The sequence below is a fragment of the Micromonospora sp. B9E7 genome (genome assembly GCF_039871815.1).
Lineage (GTDB): Bacteria > Actinomycetota > Actinomycetes > Mycobacteriales > Micromonosporaceae > Micromonospora.
In genome coordinates, this window is sequence record NZ_JBDPLX010000038.1 from 1 (window position 1) to 15,792 (window position 15,792).

Annotated in this window: 14 protein-coding genes and 1 pseudogene; 5 read left to right on the forward strand and 10 right to left on the reverse strand. The window is 70.5% G+C overall.

Annotation, left to right across the window (positions count from 1 at the left end; all coding sequences use genetic code 11):
* Positions 1-46: 46 nt before the first annotated feature.
* The 4 genes from ABGB10_RS32750 to ABGB10_RS32765 all read right to left on the reverse strand — a co-directional run bounded on the left by ABGB10_RS32750 (position 47) and on the right by ABGB10_RS32765 (position 2,206).
* Positions 47-697, reverse strand: a complete 651-nt coding sequence (locus tag ABGB10_RS32750) for a DUF998 domain-containing protein (protein WP_347664846.1) — start codon at positions 695-697, stop codon at positions 47-49.
* Positions 698-837: 140 nt separating this feature from the next.
* Entirely contained in the window at positions 838-1,170 is a 333-nt protein-coding gene (locus tag ABGB10_RS32755) for a helix-turn-helix transcriptional regulator (RefSeq protein ID WP_347664847.1), read from the reverse strand.
* Positions 1,167-1,535 (reverse strand): type II toxin-antitoxin system RelE/ParE family toxin, encoded by a 369-nt coding sequence (locus tag ABGB10_RS32760; RefSeq protein WP_347664848.1) that lies wholly within the window; start codon positions 1,533-1,535, stop codon positions 1,167-1,169. The genes ABGB10_RS32755 and ABGB10_RS32760 overlap by 4 nt, the downstream gene beginning before the upstream one ends.
* Positions 1,536-1,579: 44 nt before the next feature.
* A complete protein-coding gene (locus ABGB10_RS32765) occupies positions 1,580-2,206 on the reverse strand; it encodes a DedA family protein (protein ID WP_347664849.1) in 627 nt (208 codons plus the stop codon).
* Positions 2,207-2,729: 523 nt separating this feature from the next.
* Here ABGB10_RS32765 and thrS point away from each other — a divergent pair.
* Positions 2,730-3,973 (forward strand): annotated as a pseudogene (thrS, locus tag ABGB10_RS32770) (threonine--tRNA ligase).
* Positions 3,974-4,022: 49 nt separating this feature from the next.
* Here the strand turns inward: thrS and ABGB10_RS32775 are convergent.
* The 4 genes from ABGB10_RS32775 to ABGB10_RS32790 form a co-directional block, all read right to left on the reverse strand.
* A complete protein-coding gene (locus ABGB10_RS32775) occupies positions 4,023-5,948 on the reverse strand; it encodes an ABC transporter ATP-binding protein (protein ID WP_347664857.1) in 1,926 nt (641 codons plus the stop codon).
* Positions 5,949-6,124: 176 nt separating this feature from the next.
* Positions 6,125-7,858, reverse strand: coding sequence for an ABC transporter ATP-binding protein (locus tag ABGB10_RS32780; RefSeq protein WP_347664850.1), 1,734 nt, complete (start codon positions 7,856-7,858; stop codon positions 6,125-6,127).
* Positions 7,852-8,334 (reverse strand): MarR family transcriptional regulator, encoded by a 483-nt coding sequence (locus tag ABGB10_RS32785; RefSeq protein WP_347664851.1) that lies wholly within the window; start codon positions 8,332-8,334, stop codon positions 7,852-7,854. The genes ABGB10_RS32780 and ABGB10_RS32785 overlap by 7 nt, the downstream gene beginning before the upstream one ends.
* 25 nt (positions 8,335-8,359) lie before the next feature.
* Entirely contained in the window at positions 8,360-8,806 is a 447-nt protein-coding gene (locus ABGB10_RS32790; RefSeq protein ID WP_347664852.1) for a DoxX family protein, read from the reverse strand.
* 81 nt (positions 8,807-8,887) lie between these two features.
* Between ABGB10_RS32790 and ABGB10_RS32795 the strand changes: the two genes are divergently transcribed.
* Positions 8,888-9,448 (forward strand): TetR/AcrR family transcriptional regulator, encoded by a 561-nt coding sequence (locus tag ABGB10_RS32795; protein WP_347664853.1) that lies wholly within the window; start codon positions 8,888-8,890, stop codon positions 9,446-9,448.
* A 159-nt stretch (positions 9,449-9,607) separates the two neighbouring features.
* Here the strand turns inward: ABGB10_RS32795 and ABGB10_RS32800 are convergent, their stop codons facing one another.
* The gene (locus tag ABGB10_RS32800) at positions 9,608-11,047 is read right to left on the reverse strand and encodes a GuaB1 family IMP dehydrogenase-related protein (RefSeq protein ID WP_347664854.1); all 1,440 of its coding nucleotides are present in this window, start codon (positions 11,045-11,047) and stop codon (positions 9,608-9,610) included.
* Between the two features lie 136 nt (positions 11,048-11,183).
* Positions 11,184-12,935 carry a biotin carboxylase N-terminal domain-containing protein gene (locus tag ABGB10_RS32805; RefSeq protein ID WP_347664855.1) on the reverse strand — a complete coding sequence of 584 codons (1,752 nt, stop codon included), beginning with the start codon at positions 12,933-12,935 and terminating at the stop codon, positions 11,184-11,186.
* A gap of 148 nt (positions 12,936-13,083) precedes the next feature.
* Between ABGB10_RS32805 and ABGB10_RS32810 the strand changes: the two genes are divergently transcribed.
* The 3 genes from ABGB10_RS32810 to ABGB10_RS32820 all read left to right on the forward strand — a co-directional run bounded on the left by ABGB10_RS32810 (position 13,084) and on the right by ABGB10_RS32820 (position 15,574).
* Positions 13,084-13,695 carry a PadR family transcriptional regulator gene (locus tag ABGB10_RS32810; RefSeq protein WP_347664858.1) on the forward strand — a complete coding sequence of 204 codons (612 nt, stop codon included), beginning with the start codon at positions 13,084-13,086 and terminating at the stop codon, positions 13,693-13,695.
* A gap of 121 nt (positions 13,696-13,816) precedes the next feature.
* Complete coding sequence (locus ABGB10_RS32815; protein ID WP_347664856.1) at positions 13,817-14,776, forward strand: ATP-binding cassette domain-containing protein; 960 nt, start codon at positions 13,817-13,819, stop codon at positions 14,774-14,776.
* 42 nt (positions 14,777-14,818) lie between these two features.
* The gene (locus ABGB10_RS32820; protein ID WP_088986366.1) at positions 14,819-15,574 is read left to right on the forward strand and encodes an ABC transporter permease; all 756 of its coding nucleotides are present in this window, start codon (positions 14,819-14,821) and stop codon (positions 15,572-15,574) included.
* Positions 15,575-15,792 lie beyond the last annotated feature (218 nt).

Genomic DNA, 15,792 nt, shown 5'->3' on the forward strand with positions numbered 1-15,792 from the left:
GCCCCCGCCCCTCGCCCGGGTCGATCATGGAGTTGTGGTGGCTGGTTCAGGCGGTCAGGCCCCTTTTGTTGGGCACCACAACTGCATGATCGACTGCTATGGCTCGGGTTTGGACCACCGCCACCGTGGCCAGGACGGCTACCTCGGTGAGGATGAGGAGGCGCTCGGCCAGGCCGATCAGCTGACGGTCACCGGGGTAGGCGGACCAGATCATCGCCGCCGCCAAGGCGAGGCTGAGCAGGACGAGGGTTCGTAGCGTCCGGGCGGCGGGGGCCAGGGCCGGCCGGCGGGCGAGCAGCCAACCGCTGACCGGGAGTGCCAGGAAGGCGACCACCGAGGCGTACCGGTGCAGGTAGGCCTCGGTGGTCATGGCGGTGCCCGGCTCGTTCGTCGGCACCACGGCGGCCAGCAGCAGTCCGCCCACCCATGCGCCGAGCAGCAGCTCGGCCGTTCGACCCGAGCGCGATCGGGGTGGGCCGGCGCGGCGCAGCCCGTACAGCAGCGCCACCGTGGCGAGCGCGAGCACCACCATGGCGACGTCGATGACGCCGCCCCGGTCGGAGACCGCGAAGTCGCTGATCGTCAACGCCCACGGGTTGAGGTCGTCGTTGACTTCGAGGTGGCCGATCACGGTGAGTAGCGCCGCCAGGGCGATCCCGCCCAGGGCCAGCAGGCCGGTACTCCGGGTAACAGGCATGCCTCAGCCTGTCGCCGCGGACACCCCAGCCGAATCCGGGACAGCCACCGAAATCGTCCCCCGGGACCACCCCTAGAGGTAGCGGCGTCATTGGTCCCGTGCCGCCGCAAGCTCCGAGCCCTGTTATGACCTAGACCGGGTCAAGCGACGTTCAGGTGGATGTTCCCGATGCGGGCGACGATGTCGAGGTGACCGCCCAGGCCGGTGACGTAGGCGCGGAGGGTCTCCAGGCTGGTGTGCTCGCCATTCTCGATCTGGCTGATCCTCGCCTGGGACAACCCCGCCGCGTCAGCTAGTTGGGTCTGCGTCATCCCCAGCTGCTTGCGGATCTCTGCCAGCTGCGCGCCGCTCACCGATGCCAGCATCTGCTCACGCTGCTGAGCCCGCCGGGCAGCCCGGTCCGGATGTTCCCAGGACGGATCGAGCTCCCGGGCTTTCGCCTTGACGTCCCGCCAATCAGCTTCACCGGTCATCTTTGCATTTCCTTCAGGCTGGAGAGGTGCTCCTGGAAGCGGTCGTCCGCCAACGGCACCGCCGTCTTGTACCAACTCTGCCACTGACTTGACTTGTCGCCAGCGACCAGAAAGACAGCTTCTCGAACGGGATCGAATGCGAAGATCATGCGAACCTCCGTGGAACCAGCCGAGCCAGGTCGCAGCTCCTTCATGTGGTGAAACGCGCTGCCCTTGAGGCGATCGACCAGGGGACGCCCGAGTGCCGGCCCATGTTCGGCGAGGAGGTCGATGGCCTCGCTGATGAGGTCGGCGCTGGCGGTATCCGTCCGACAGAGGTTGAGGAACCACTCCTCGACCTCAGGATGAAGTTTGACGTCCCACATGCAGTCGATATAAGCACATCTTATACCCGCTGGCCTGGCGACACTCAGTCGATGGGGACGTCGACTGCGACTGCGGCGGCGGCGCGGGCGTGGCGAGCGCTGACCACTGTCATCGCCCATCCGGCTGCGGCGAAGCCGACCGCTGCGGCGGTGGCGATGATGGCCAGGCGCCACGCCGACTCGGTGAGCGCGGTGCCGCCGAGATGCCCGACCAGCGCGCCGTAGGTGGCCCAACCCAGTGCGGCCACCGCCTCGTAGAGCACGAACAGCCGGTACGGGTAGCGGCTGCGGCCGGCCGAGAAGCAGGCTGCCATTCGTCCGCCGGGGACGAACCGGCAGAGCAGGATGACCATCGGCCCGGGTTGCCGGAGCCCCTGGGTGACTCGGCTGGCGACCCGGCGGGCCCGGCTCAGCTCGGCGTGCCGGGGTGGCCGCCGGTCCGGCGCGCTCCGCCCGAGCAGGTAGCAGGCCAGGTCGCCGGCGAACACGCCGAGCGCGCCGACGGCGATGGTGACCGGCAGGCTGAGCCCGCCGTAGACGGTGAGCGCACCGCTGGTGATCATGACGATCTGGGTGGGGATCACCGGAACGAAGGCGTCCGCGATCAGCAGGGCGACCAGCAAGAGGTACGCCCACGTCGGCGATGCGACGTCAGTCAGTAGTTCGGGCACGCCTGCCACCTCGCCGGATGCGGCCGATTGGGTCTCTTGAGCCTGACGGCGTGTCCGGCGTCACCGTGGACAACCCCGGCCCGTCGTGACGGTCGACACGGCCAGGCCACCCGGGTACAACGAGGCGAACCGGTCTCGGGTGACGGTTCCGGTGGTCGTCCCACCCCTGCCGGAGCGGTCGGCGGATCGGCGATCGTCGGCGTACCGTTGTCGGCGCGGCCACGCCCGTCGGGTCCCCCGTTCCTGACGATTTCGGGCCGCCAGGGCCGCCGGCGGGTCCCGCGCCGGCGGCCCGCCCCCGTCCACGCTCCGACCGTCGTAATCCAGGTGCGTCCTCGATCGCTCGACGGGTAGCGTCGCCGTATGCGCAGTGCGGTAGTGGTGACCACGACGCCGGGTGTCCCCGGCGCGCCGCTCTGACGTAACCACCGTCGACCAGGCCCCGGGGCGATCCGCCCCCGAGGGCCGCGCGGCGTTCGGTGTCCAGGTCGCCTCCGGGTCGTACCCGATCCAGGAGCCCGACATGATCGACCACCGTAGGCTCGGCCGTGAGCTGGACCTCTTCGTCTCCGATCCGCTGGCCGGCGCCGGCCTGCCGATCTGGCTGCCCGCCGGCGCGGCCGCCCGGCACGCCGTCGAGGAGTACGTCCGGGAGTTGGAGCGCCTTTCCGGCCACCAGCACGTCTACTCGCCGCCGCTGGGCAAACGCGAACTCTTCGAACTCTCCGGGCATCTCGGCTACTTCGCCGACGACATGTTCCCGCCGATGCGGTTGAGCGCCGACGACGAGTTCGTGCTCCGTCCGGCGCTCTGCCCGCACCACGCGCTGGTGTTCCGGGCCCGTGGCCGCTCCTACCGGGAGCTGCCGCTGCGGGTCGCGGAGCTGGGCGGGATGTACCGCTCGGAGCGTTCCGGGGTGCTCGGTGGGCTGTCCCGGGTCCGCGCCATCTCGCTCAACGACGCGCACACCTTCTGCGCGCCCGAGCAGGTGGGTGGCGAGGTCGCCGAGATCCTCGGGCTGATCCGCACCGCGCACGCCGCGCTCGGCGTACGCCCGGCCGGGTTCCGGCTGTCGCTGCGCGGGCCGGGCGAGAAGTACGTCGGTGACGACGCCCAGTGGGCCCGTGCGGAGGATCTGCTCCGCGCCGCGTTGGCCGGGATGGCGTACGTCGAGGCGCCCGGGGAGGCCGCGTTCTACGGGCCGAAGATCGACATTCAGATCGTCGACGCGGCCGGCCGCGAGTCGACCATCTCCACCATCCAACTCGACTTCGACAAACCCGAGCGGTTCGACCTGTCGTACACCGACTCCGACGGCAGCCGGCGTCGACCGGTCATGCTGCACCGCAGCCTGGTCGGCAGCATGGAGCGGTTGTTCGCGTACCTCATCGAGGTGCACGAGGGCGCCTTTCCCGCCTGGTACGCGCCCGTCCAACTGGTCCTGCTGCCGGTCGACGCCGGACAGGCCGACGTGGCGGCGGGCCTGGCCCGGCAGGCCGTCGACGCCGGCCTGCGGGTCGAGGTCGACGTCGCCGGCTCGCTGGGCGCCCGGGTCCGGGACGCGACCCGCCGCCGCGTCCCGTACCTCGGGGTGTTGGGCGTCCGCGAGGCGGCCGACGGCAGCCTCGCGCTGCGTCGGCCGACGGCAGCCTCGCGCTGCGTCTGCGCGACGGCCGGACCCTGGACCCGATGCCCGCCGCCGCCGCGCTCAGCTTGATCGGTCGGCAGGTCGCCGCCCGCGCGACCGACCTGCTGCCGCCGGACTGACGCGCCCGCCGGTCCGGGGCGGCCGGCCGTCGAGAACACGGTGGCCGCCTCAGACCGACGCGGGTTGGGCGGCCGGTTCCTCGTCGGCCACGGCACCGGTGAACTGGGATCGGTAGAGCCGGTGGTACGCGCCATGGGCGGCGAGCAACTGCTCGTGGGTGCCCTGCTCGACGATCCGTCCGTTCTCCATCATCAGGATCAGGTCCGCGTCGCGGATGGTGGAGAGCCGGTGCGCGATGACGAAGCTGGTCCGGTCCGAGCGCAGCGCGGCCATCGCCCGTTGGAGCAGCACCTCGGTGCGGGTGTCCACCGAGCTGGTGGCCTCGTCGAGGATGAGCAGCGACGGCTCGGCGAGGAACGCCCGGGCGATGGTGATGAGCTGCTTCTCGCCGGCGCTGACGTTGCTGCCCTCCTCGTCGATGACCGTGTCGTAGCCGTCGGGCAGGCTGCGCACGAACCGGTCCACGAAGGTGGCGCGCGCCGCGGCGACGATCTCCTCCTCGGTCGCGTCGGGCCGGCCGTAGGCGATGTTGTCGCGGATGGTGCCGCCGAAGAGCCAGGTGTCCTGGAGCACCATGCCGATCCGGCCGCGCAGGTCGTCGCGGCGCATCGTGGTGATGTCCACCCCGTCCAGGGTGATCCGGCCGGCGTCCAGCTCGTAGAACCGCATCACCAGGTTGACCAGTGTGGTCTTCCCGGCGCCGGTCGGGCCGACGATCGCCACCGTGTGCCCTGGCTCGGCGACCAGTGACAGGTCGTCGATCAACGGCTTGTCCGGGTCGTACCGGAACGAGACGTGCTCGAACTCGACCCGGCCGTGCGGGTCGGTGACCCGGGCCGGCTCGACCGGGTCGGGGGTCTGCTCGTCGGCGTCCAGCACCGCGAAGACCCGCTCGGCCGACGCCACTCCGGACTGGAGCAGGTTGGCCATCGACGCGAGTTGGGTGAGCGGCTGGGTGAACTGGCGGGAGTACTGGATGAACGCCTGCACGTCACCGAGGCTCATCGTCCCGGAGGCGACCCGCAGGCCACCGACCACGGCGATCGCCACGTAGCTCAGGTTCCCGATGAACATCATCGACGGCATGATGATCCCGGAGATGAACTGCGCGCCGAAGCTGGCCCGGAACAGCTCCTCGTTCTTCGAGTGGAACGCGGCCTCCACCTCGCGCTGGCGACCGAAGACCTTCACCAGCTCGTGGCCGGTGTACGCCTCCTCGATCTGACCGTTCAACTCGCCGGTGTGCGTCCACTGCGCGACGAACTGCTTCTGCGAGCGCTTCGCGATGCGCTGGGTGACCAGCACCGACAGCGGCACCGCGATCAGCGCCACCAGGGCCAGCAGCGGCGAGATCCAGAACATCACGGCCAGCACGCCGACAACGGTCAGCAGGGAGGTGAGCAGCTGGCTGAGGGTCTGCTGGAGGCTGGTGGAGATGTTGTCGATGTCGTTGGTGACCCGGCTGAGCAGCTCACCTCGGGGCTGCCGGTCGAAGTAGGGCAGCGGCAGCCGGTTGAGCTTCTCCTCCACCTCGGCGCGCAGCCACAGCACGGTGCGCTGGACCACCCCGTTGAGCAGCCAACCCTGCCACCAGGACAGCAGGCTCGCCGCCAGGTAGAGCCCGAGCGCCAACAGCAGCACCCGGCTCAGCGCGTCGAAGTCGATGCCCATCCCGGGCACCACGTCCATCCGGGCCAGCATGTCGGCGAAGCTGTCGTTGCCGCTGGCCCGGGCCGCCGCGACGGCCTGCTCGGCGGTGGTGCCCGCCTCCAGCCGCCGACCGATCACCCCGCTGAAGATGAGGTCGGTGGCGTGGCCGAGGATCTTCGGCCCGGCCACGCTGAAGCCGACGCTCACCACGGCGAGCGTGATGATCGCGGCCAGGTGCAGCCGGTGCGGGCGCAGCCGGCCGAGCAACCGCCGGGCCGACGGCCCGAAGTTCATCGACTTCTCGGCGGGCATCCCGGCGCTCATCCACGGTGGGCCGCCGCCCGGGCGACCCGGAGGCAGCCGCTTCGGCGTCTGCGCGTCGCCGCCGGCTTGTTGCGCGGCCTCGCCGCCGGGTTGTTGCGCGGCGCCTCCGGGCGTCCGCCCGTCGCCGGCCGGCTTCTGACTGGGTACGGCCGCGGCGCGCGGTTCGTCGTGCTCGCTCATGCCGGCACCTCCGCGGTCTGCTGCGAGGCGACGATCTCGGCGTACGTCGGGCAGGTCTCCAACAACTCCGTGTGTCGTCCCACTCCGACGACCCCTCCGTTCTCAAGCACGATGATCTGGTCGGCATCGATGATCGTGGAGACCCGTTGGGCCACGATCACCACTGCGGAGTGCGCGGTGACCGGCCGCAACGCCGCTCTCAGCCGCGCGTCGGTGCCAAGGTCGAGCGCGGAGAACGAGTCGTCGAACAGGTAGATCTCCGGTTGCCGTACCAGTGCGCGGGCGATGGCGAGGCGCTGCCGCTGCCCACCGGAGACGGTGGTGCCACCCTGCGCGATCGGCGCGTCCAGCCCGCCGGGCATCTGCGCCACGAAGTCCCGGGCCTGGGCGATCTCCAGCGCCGCCCACAGCTCCTCGTCGGTGGCGTCCGGGTTGCCGTAGCGCAGATTGCTCGCGATCGTCCCGGTGAACAGGTACGGCCGCTGGGGCACCAGGCCGATGCGCCGCCACAGTTCGTCGGGCGCCAACTCCCGCACGTCCACACCGTCGACCAGCACCGCGCCCCCGGTGACGTCGACCAGGCGGGGAACCAGCGAGAGCAGCGTCGTCTTACCGGCGCCGGTGCTGCCGATGATCGCCGTGGTGGTGCCGGAGGTGGCCCGGAAGGAGATGTCGCGCAGCACCGGCTCGACCGCGCCCGGGTACTGGAAGCGCACTCCGCGCAGCTCCAACTCGGCCCGGGTCGGCAGATCGGTGACCGGCGTGGCGGCGGGGACCACCGAGGAGTCGGTGTCCAGCACCTCGATGATGCGTTCGGCGCAGACCGCGGCCCGGGGCACCATCATCAGCATGAAGGTGGCCATCATGACCGCCATCAGGATCTGCATCAGGTACTGCAGGAAGGCCGTCAGCGCGCCGACCTGGATCGCGTTGGCGTCCACCCGCTGCGCCCCGAACCAGAGCACCGCGACGCTGGAGACGTTCAGCACCAGCATGACCACCGGGAAGATCAGCGCCAGCAGCCGGCCGGTACGCAGCGCGGTGGCGGTCAGGTCGGCGTTGGCGACGGCGAAGCGGTCCGTCTCGTACGGCTCGCGGACGAACGCGCGGACCACGCGGATGCCGGTGATCTGCTCGCGCAGCACCCGGTTGACCGTGTCGATCCGGGTCTGCATCAGTCGGAAGCCCGGCACCATCCGACGGATGATCGCGCCGAGCGCGATGGCCAGCACCGGCACGCTGACCAGCATCAGCCAGGACAACCCGATGTCCTCGCGCAGCGCCATGAACACGCCGCCGACGCTCATGATCGGTGCGGCGACCAGCATCGTGCAGCTCATCAGCACGAGCATCTGCACTTGCTGGACGTCGTTGGTGTTGCGGGTGATCAGCGACGGCGCTCCGAACCGGGCCACCTCACGGGCGGAGAACCGGTTGACGTGCCCGAACAGCGTGGCGCGGACGTCGCGGCCGAAGCCCATCGCGATCCGCGCGCCCAGGTAGACGGCAGCGATCGAACAGACGATCTGGATCAGGCTGACCAGCAGCATCCAACCGCCGGTGCGCACGATGTAGTCGGTGTCGCCCCGGGCCACGCCCTGGTCGATGATGTCCGCGTTGAGGCTGGGCAGGTAGAGCGAGGCCATGGTGCCCACGAACTGGAGCAGCACCACCGCCAGCAACGGTCGTCGGTAGGTGCGCAGTTGGTTGCGCAGTAGTCGGATCAGCACGCCGGATCCTTCGGTTCGGTGAGGCGTCCGGTCATCCGCGGGTCGTCCCCGCTGCCGATGACCTCCAGCAGGAACTCGCGGATCACCTGGGCCTTTTCCGGGTCGGCGTCGACCGAGGTGAGCGGGCGTCCGGAGTGCATCAGTGCGCCGAGCGCAGCGACCCGCTCCCGCCCGGCGGGCGTGAGGGCGAGGCGGATGCTGCGCCGGTCGCTGTCGTCGCGCTGCCGCTCGACCAGACCGTCGCGCTCAAGCGTGTCCACGATGCCGGTGAGGGTCGCCGGACGGACGAAGCCCTTCTCGGCGACCTGCCGGTGGGGCAGCTCGCCGTGTCGGGCGAGTGTCATCAGGGTGATCATGCCGGCCTGGGTGAGGCCGTGCTCCTCGGCGAGGTAGCGGTTCCACCGCTGCCCGACCAGGTGCCCGGCCACCACCAGCAGCCGGCCGAGCGGCACGTCCTGGAGGGTCACGAGTTCCACGGAAAGTAGATTAGCCCCCTGATAGTCAGGGGCCAAACGAAATAGCGGCCGCCGTGGCGACGAACGCGAGTTGCAGGACGGTGCGCTGCCCGAGCGGGGTGACCGGACGCCCGGCGAGGCTCAGCCTTCGGCGGGCGGCCGAGACGTTGGCCGGGAACATCCCGACCATGAGCAGGGCGAGCCCGGCCGCCGCGACCCGGGCGGTCGCCGGAACCAGTAGGCCGATCACGCCGATCAGTTCCAGTACTCCAGTGAGGGTGACCAGCAGTTCCGGTCGGGGCAGTCGGGGCGGGACCATCGCGATCAGGTCCGCGCGGCGCTCGCCGACGAAGTGCGCGACGGCGGTCAGTGTGAACATCGCCGCCAGCCCGACGCGCAGTGCGGGATGCCAGCCGTCCAGAGCGGAGATGCCGGCCAGGCCGGTGAGTCGGGCCACTGCGGTGCCGACGATCAGGGCGATCAGGGGTGCCATCGGAATCCTCCTCGAAACTTGTCAGTGGCAAGATTGCGCGCCGCAGTGGCATCTTGTCAATGGCAAGATACGATTCGGGGCATGGCCGAGTCGCGTGCGTACCATCACGGCGACCTGCGCCGCGCCCTGCTCGCCGCAGCGCTGGACGCGATCAGGGAGGTCGGGCCTGGCGCGCTGAGCCTGCGTGACCTGGCCCGGCGCGCCGGCGTCTCGCATGCCGCGCCCACGCACCACTTCGGCGACAAGGCGGGCCTGCTCACCACGCTGGCCGCGCAGGGCTTCGACCTGCTGGCCCAGACGTTGGCCGCCGCGAATGACGACCTGCTGGAGGCCGGTGTCGCGTACGTCGACTTCGCCGTCACGCACCGCGCGTACTTCGAGGTGATGTTCCGGCCGGAGCTCTACCGGGCCGACGACCCCGAGCTGCTCACCGCCCGGGAGCGCGCGGGTGCCGCACTCCGCTCGGGGGTGGCCGCCCTACCCACTGGCGGCGCGCCCGCCGACACCGACCGGGACGCGCTCGCGGCCTGGTCGATCGCGCACGGCTTCGCCACCCTCTGGCTGGCCGGCGCTCTACCCCACCGCGTCGGCGACAGCCCCCGCGAGGCGGCCCGCGCCGTCCTGCGCCGGCTGACGACCTAACTGCGAGCCCCCCGCCGCCCTCCCCGCCACCCCTCCACCCTGCCCCTCCACCCTGCCCCCTCCACCCTGTCGATCATGGAGTTGTGGTGGATGGTTCGCCCATCTCTGCCCTTTTGTGAGGCACCACAACCCCATGATCGACGCGTCGGGGCGTCGGGGTTACCAGCTCGTGGGCAGGGGCATTCCTTCGGTAAAGCCGGCGGCGCTCTGCACGCCGACGAGGGCGCGGTCGTGGAACTGGGTCAGGTCCCGTGCGCCGGCGTACGTGAATGCGCTGCGTACCCCGGCGATGATCTCGTCGATCAGATCCTCCACACCGGGGCGGGCCGGGTCCAGGTACATCCGGGCCGAGGAGATGCCCTCCTCGAACACCGCCTTGCGGGCCCGGTCGTACGGGCTGTCGTCGGCGGTACGGGCGCTGACCGCCCGAGCGGACGCCATCCCGAAGCTCTCCTTGTACCGCCGGCCGTCCGCGTCCGTGTACAGGTCACCCGGGGACTCGTAGGTGCCGGCGAACCAGGAGCCGATCATCACGTTGGACGCTCCGGCGGCGAGCGCGAGCGCCACGTCCCGGGGGTGCCGCACCCCGCCGTCGGCCCACACGTGCCGGCCCAGTTCGCGGGCCGCCGCCGCGCAGTCGAGGACGGCGGAGAACTGCGGTCGGCCCACACCGGTCATCATCCGGGTGGTGCACATCGCGCCCGGCCCGACGCCGACCTTGATGATGTCCGCCCCGGCTTCGATCAGGTCACGTACCCCCTCGGCGGTGACCACGTTGCCGGCGGCCACCGGCACTCCCGGGTCCAGCTTGCGGACCGTCTGGAGCGCCGAGATCATTCGCGCCTGGTGGCCGTGCGCGGTGTCCACGACCAGCGTGTCCACCCCCGCCTCGAGCAGTGCCCTGGCCTTGCCGGTCACGTCACCGTTGATCCCGACGGCCGCTGCGATCCGCAGTCGGCCCCGGTCGTCCAGGGCCGGCGTGTAGAGGGTCGCGCGCAGCGCGCCCTGGCGGGTCAACACCCCGACCAGCCGACCGTCGGCGTCCACCACCGGGGCGAGCCGGCGACGGCCCGCCGAGAGCCTGTCGAATCCGGTACGCGGGTCCGCGTCCGCCGGCACGGTGTGCAGCTCGGTGGACATCACGTGACGCAGTTGAGCGAACCGGTCCACGCCCGTGGTGTCCGCCTCGGTGACCACGCCCATCGGCCGGCCCGCGTCGTCGACCACGATCACCGCACCGTGCGAGCGCTTGGGCAGCAGGTGGATGGCGTCGCCGACGGTCTCGGTCGGCCCCAGGGTGATCGGGGTGTCGTAGACCAGGTGCCGCTGCTTGACCCAGGCGACGACGTTCGCCACCACCTCGATCGGGATGTCCTGTGGGATCACCGCGATCGCGCCCCGGCGGGCCACCGTCTCGGCCATCCGCCGCCCGGCGACGGCCGTCATGTTCGACACCACCAGCGGGATCGTGGTGCCGGTGCCGTCGCCCGTGGACAGGTCGACGTCGAGCCGGGAGCCCAGGTCGGAGCGGGCCGGCGCCATGAAGACGTCGGTATAGGTCAGGTCGTGCGCGGGGACCGCGCCGTGAAGGAACCGCACCCGGCCATCATTCCCGCCCCAGGCCGCCCGCGCCCGTCGCGGTGCCGCAAACCACCCTCCCCGCACCTGAGCAGACGAACGAAGTGGTAGGAAGGGCCCCTTCTTATGCACCAGGCGTTAAAAAGGTGCCCTTCCTTCAGGAGATGGTGCAGATGGGGGCACCGGCGGTGATGACCGCGCCGACCTCGGCGGCGAGCCCGCTGACCGTGCCCGCCTTGTGCGCGTGCAGCGGCTGCTCCATCTTCATCGCCTCCAGCACCACGACCAGGTCGCCCTCGGCCACGGTGTCGCCGTCGGCAACCGCGATCTTGACGATGGTGCCCTGCATCGGCGAGGTGAGCGCGTCGCCACCGACCGGAGCGCCGGCCTTCGCGCCGCCGCCACCGCGCCGAGTCGGCTTACGGGAGGCGGGTGCCGCGGTGGTCGTACTCCCGCCGAAGCTGGCGGGGAGGCTGACCTCGAGGCGCTTGCCGCCGACCTCGACCACGACGGTCTCGCGTTCGGCGGGCGCATCGGCGGCGCCGGCGGCGGCGAACGGCGGCACGGTGTTGTGGAACTCGGTCTCGATCCACCGGGTGTGCACGGTGAACGGCTCGGCGGTGAACGCCTCGTCCCGCACGACCAGCCGGTGGAACGGCAGCGCGGTGGCCATGCCGTCGAGAACCATCTCGTCCAGCGCGCGGCGGGCGCGTTCCAGCGCCTCGGTCCGCGTCTCACCGGTGATGATCACCTTGGCGAGCAGCGAGTCGAAGTTGCCGCCGATCACGTCGCCGGCCGAGATGCCGGTGTCGACCCGGACACCGGGGCCGGTGGGCAACCGGAGTGCGGTGACCGTGCCCGGCGCGGGCAGGAAGTTGCGGCCCGGGTCCTCGCCGTTGATCCGGAACTCGATGGAGTGCCCACGCGGCGTCGGGTCCTCGGTGATCCGCAGCTTCTCGCCGTCGGCGATGCGGAACTGCTCGCGGACCAGGTCGATGCCGGCGGTCTCCTCGGTGACCGGGTGCTCGACCTGGAGCCGGGTGTTGACCTCGAGGAAGGAGATCGTGCCGTCCACGCCGACCAGGTATTCCACCGTGCCGGCGCCGTGGTAGCCGGCCTCGCGGCAGATCGCCTTGGCGCTGTCGTGGATCTGCGCCCGCTGGGCGTCGGTGAGGAACGGCGCGGGGGCCTCCTCGACGAGCTTCTGGTGCCGACGCTGCAACGAGCAGTCCCGGGTGCCGACCACGATCACGTTGCCGTGCTGGTCGGCGAGGACCTGCGCCTCGACGTGGCGGGGCTGGTCCAGGTAGCGCTCGACGAAGCACTCGCCCCGGCCGAACGCCGCGACCGCCTCGCGGGTGGCCGACTCGAAGAGCTGGGGGATCTCCTCCATCGTGCGGGCGACCTTGAGACCGCGACCGCCGCCACCGAAGGCGGCCTTGATGGCGACCGGCAGGCCGTGGTCGACGGCGAAGGCCATCACCTCGTCCGGGCTGGCCACCGGGTCCGGGGTGCCGGGGACCAGCGGCGCGCCGGCCCGCTGCGCGATGTGTCGGGCGGTGACTTTGTCGCCCAGGTCCCGGATCGCCTGCGGGGTGGGGCCGATCCAGGTCAGCCCGGCGTCGATGACCGCCTGGGCGAAGTCGGCGTTCTCGGACAGGAAGCCGTAACCGGGGTGCACGGCGTCGGCCCCGGCCCGGGCGGCGACGTCGAGCAGCTTGTCGATGCGCAGGTAGGTCTCGGTCGCGCTGTCACCGCCGAGCGCGTACGCCTCGTCCGCGAGGGTGGCGTGCAGGGCATCACGGTCGGAGTCCGCGTAGACGGCGACGCTGTCCAGGCCGGCGTCGCGGCACGCACGGATCACCCGGACGGCGATCTCGCCGCGGTTGGCGATGAGTACCTTGCGCACCTTCGTGGCTCCTCCCGGGCAGGTTACTGACGGGGAGTGTATCGGCCACCCTGGCGGCCCTAACGATCGCTCAGTGTGGGATGCGGCACTGCGCCATCGTCACTTAGTCAAACTTGGCTATTACGCTTGTGTGGTGTCTGCGACTCGAATGATGATCCTTGGTCTGGTGCGGTGGATGCAGCCCGTGCACGGCTACGACGTACGCCGTGAGCTGCTGAGTTGGAGCGCCGACAAGTGGGCCAACGTGCAGCCCGGATCGATCTACCACGCGCTGCGCAAACTCACCGAGGAAGGGCTGCTCAACGCCGTCGCGACCGAGCAGGTCGGCGCTCGTCCGGCACGGACCACCTACGAGGTGACCCCCAAGGGGGAGGACGAGTTCGAGACGTTGCTGCGCAACCTCTGGTGGAACCTCAGCGAGCCGCCCGACCCGTTCACGGCGGCGTTCTCCTTCCTGCCGGCGATGCCCCGTTCGGAGGCGGCGGCGGCCCTGCGGAACCGGGCCAACCTGCTCCGCGCCAACGTCGCCTCGATGCGTGCCTCGCTCGAGTCGGACTGGGTCCGCAACGCTAAGCCGGTGCACGTCAGTTGGATGGTGGAGCTCTGGTCGGCACGCGCGGAGGCGGAGGTCGGTTGGTGCGAGCGAATCGCGGAACGTGTCGAGTCCGGTGTGTCGTACCTGCCTGCTGAGCTGGAGAACGCGGATGGTTGGCCGGGGTGGCGGGACGGCGAGGAGCGGACCGGGCCCAACGCGCAATAATCAACGTTGACTAAAAAAGCTATATCGCGTTAGCCTGCTGATGGCACAGCGGGGGAGTGCGCCGTCCGGCGTCGTCCCACTCGGCGGCCGGCCCGACCGGCCCGAACGACCAGGAGCAGAAATGATCGAGACCAGGGGGCTGCGGAAGTCGTTCCGCTCCCGCGCGGGTCGAGAGACGAAGACGGTGGACGCCGTGCGGGGCGTCAACCTCGAGGTCGCCGAGGGCGAGATCTTCGGCTTTCTCGGCCCGAACGGCGCCGGCAAGACCACCACGCTGCGGATGCTCGCCACGCTGATCGAGCCGGACGGTGGCGAAGCCACCATCGCCGGCGCCGACCTGCGCAAGGACCCGGCCGAGGTGCGCCGCCGCATCGGCTACGTCCCGCAGGGCGGCAGCACCTGGGACGAGTCCACCGCGCGCGAGGAGCTGGTGCTCCACGCCCGCATGTACGGCATCGGCAAGGCCGACGCGCAGCGCCGCGCCGTCCGCGCGCTGGACGCCTTCCAACTCACCGAGTACGCCGACCGCAAGTGCAAGACCTACTCCGGCGGTCAACGCCGGCGAGTCGAGATCGCGCTCGGCATCATCCACGAGCCGAAGATCGTCTTCCTGGACGAGCCGACCACCGGCCTCGACCCGCAGAGCCGCGCCCACATGTGGGACGAGATCCGTCGACTGCGCAGCGACGGCATGACCGTCTTCATCACCACGCACTACCTGGACGAGGCCGACGCGCTCTGCGACCGGATCGCGATCATGGACAACGGCGAGGTCGTGGCCGAGGGCACCCCCGCCGCGCTCAAGCGGGAGATCTCCGGCGACGTGGTGCTGGTCGGGCTCGACCTGACCGCCACCCCACAGGCCGCCAAGGCCCTCGACGGCGAGCCGTTCGTCAACAAGCTGGAGACCGTCGACGAGGGCGGCCTGCGCCTCTACGTCGACGAGGGTGCCACCGCCATCCCGCAGGTGCTGCGCCGACTCGACCACGCGGGCTTGGAGCTGCGCTCGATCGAGCTGCACCGGCCCAGCCTGGACGACGTCTTCCTCACCAAGACCGGCCGCTCGCTGCGCGAGTCCTGACCACCGCTCGCTGCGCGAGTCCTGACCACTCGGAGACCACTCATGAAATTCGCCCGTGACACGTGGCTGATCTTCCAGCGGCAGACCCAGCTGCTGCTGCGCAACCCGGTCTGGGTCTTCGTCGGCGTGTTCCAGCCGGTGATGTACCTGCTGCTCTTCGCCCCGCTGCTCAAGCCAGCCCTGAACGCACCCACCCAGGCCGCCGCCTACAAGATCTTCGTACCCGGTCTGCTGGTGCTGCTGGCGATCTTCGGCGGCCTGTTCCAGGGGTTCGGCCTCATCGCCGAGCTGCGAGCCGGGGTCATCGAACGCTCCCGGGTCACCCCGATCAGCCGGCTCGCCCTGCTGCTCGGCCGCTCACTGCGCGACGTGGTCTCGCTTCTCGTGCAGGCCGTCATCATCACCCTGCTGGCGCTCCTGTTCGACCTGCGGGTGTTCCTCGGTGACCTGCTGCTGGCGTACCTGATGCTGGCCCTCATCGCCCTCATGACCTCGGCCGTCTCCTACGGCGTGGCGCTCAAGGTCAAGAGCGAGGACGCGCTGGCTCCGCTGATGAACACCGTGGCGCAGCCGGTGCTGCTGCTGTCCGGCATCCTGCTGCCGCTGACGTTCGCCCCCGGCTGGTTGCAGGGCATCGCCGACTGGAACCCGTTCTCCTGGGCGGTCGACGGCACCCGGGCGCTGTTCGCCGGTGACCTGGGCAGCGACAAGGTCTGGCAGGGCCTGAGCATCACCGCGGTGCTCGCCGTGCTGGGTGTCGTCTGGGCCGCACGACAGTTCGCCCGCAGCGTCCGCTGACGCTGGCTGGCCTGCCTGGCTGCCTGGCGCTGGTCTGGCTGGCTGCCTGCCCTTGATCGACTCGGCTTCCTGGAAGTCGGGGTGTCCTACCGCCTTGGGCTCAAGTGGTTGTTGCAACGGGGTGGATTCTCGTCAGGATGAGGGGTCATGCCGGGGCAGAGGTTGTCGTCCGCGGAGCGGGCGCAGATTGAGGTGTTGTTCGGTCAGGGATTGACGTT

Bases quoted from the DNA above. Each gene is read 5' to 3' on its own strand.
- ABGB10_RS32750 (WP_347664846.1), bottom strand. From the start codon at position 697: ATGCCTGTTACCCGGAGTACCGGCCTGCTGGCCCTGGGCGGGATCGCC.
- ABGB10_RS32755 (WP_347664847.1), bottom strand. From the start codon at position 1,170: ATGACCGGTGAAGCTGATTGGCGGGACGTCAAGGCGAAAGCCCGGGAG.
- ABGB10_RS32760 (WP_347664848.1), bottom strand. From the start codon at position 1,535: ATGTGGGACGTCAAACTTCATCCTGAGGTCGAGGAGTGGTTCCTCAAC.
- ABGB10_RS32775 (WP_347664857.1), bottom strand. From the start codon at position 5,948: ATGAGCGCCGGGATGCCCGCCGAGAAGTCGATGAACTTCGGGCCGTCG.
- ABGB10_RS32790 (WP_347664852.1), bottom strand. From the start codon at position 8,806: ATGGCACCCCTGATCGCCCTGATCGTCGGCACCGCAGTGGCCCGACTC.
- ABGB10_RS32795 (WP_347664853.1), top strand. From the start codon at position 8,888: ATGGCCGAGTCGCGTGCGTACCATCACGGCGACCTGCGCCGCGCCCTG.
- ABGB10_RS32810 (WP_347664858.1), top strand. From the start codon at position 13,084: ATGATGATCCTTGGTCTGGTGCGGTGGATGCAGCCCGTGCACGGCTAC.
- ABGB10_RS32815 (WP_347664856.1), top strand. From the start codon at position 13,817: ATGATCGAGACCAGGGGGCTGCGGAAGTCGTTCCGCTCCCGCGCGGGT.
- ABGB10_RS32820 (WP_088986366.1), top strand. From the start codon at position 14,819: ATGAAATTCGCCCGTGACACGTGGCTGATCTTCCAGCGGCAGACCCAG.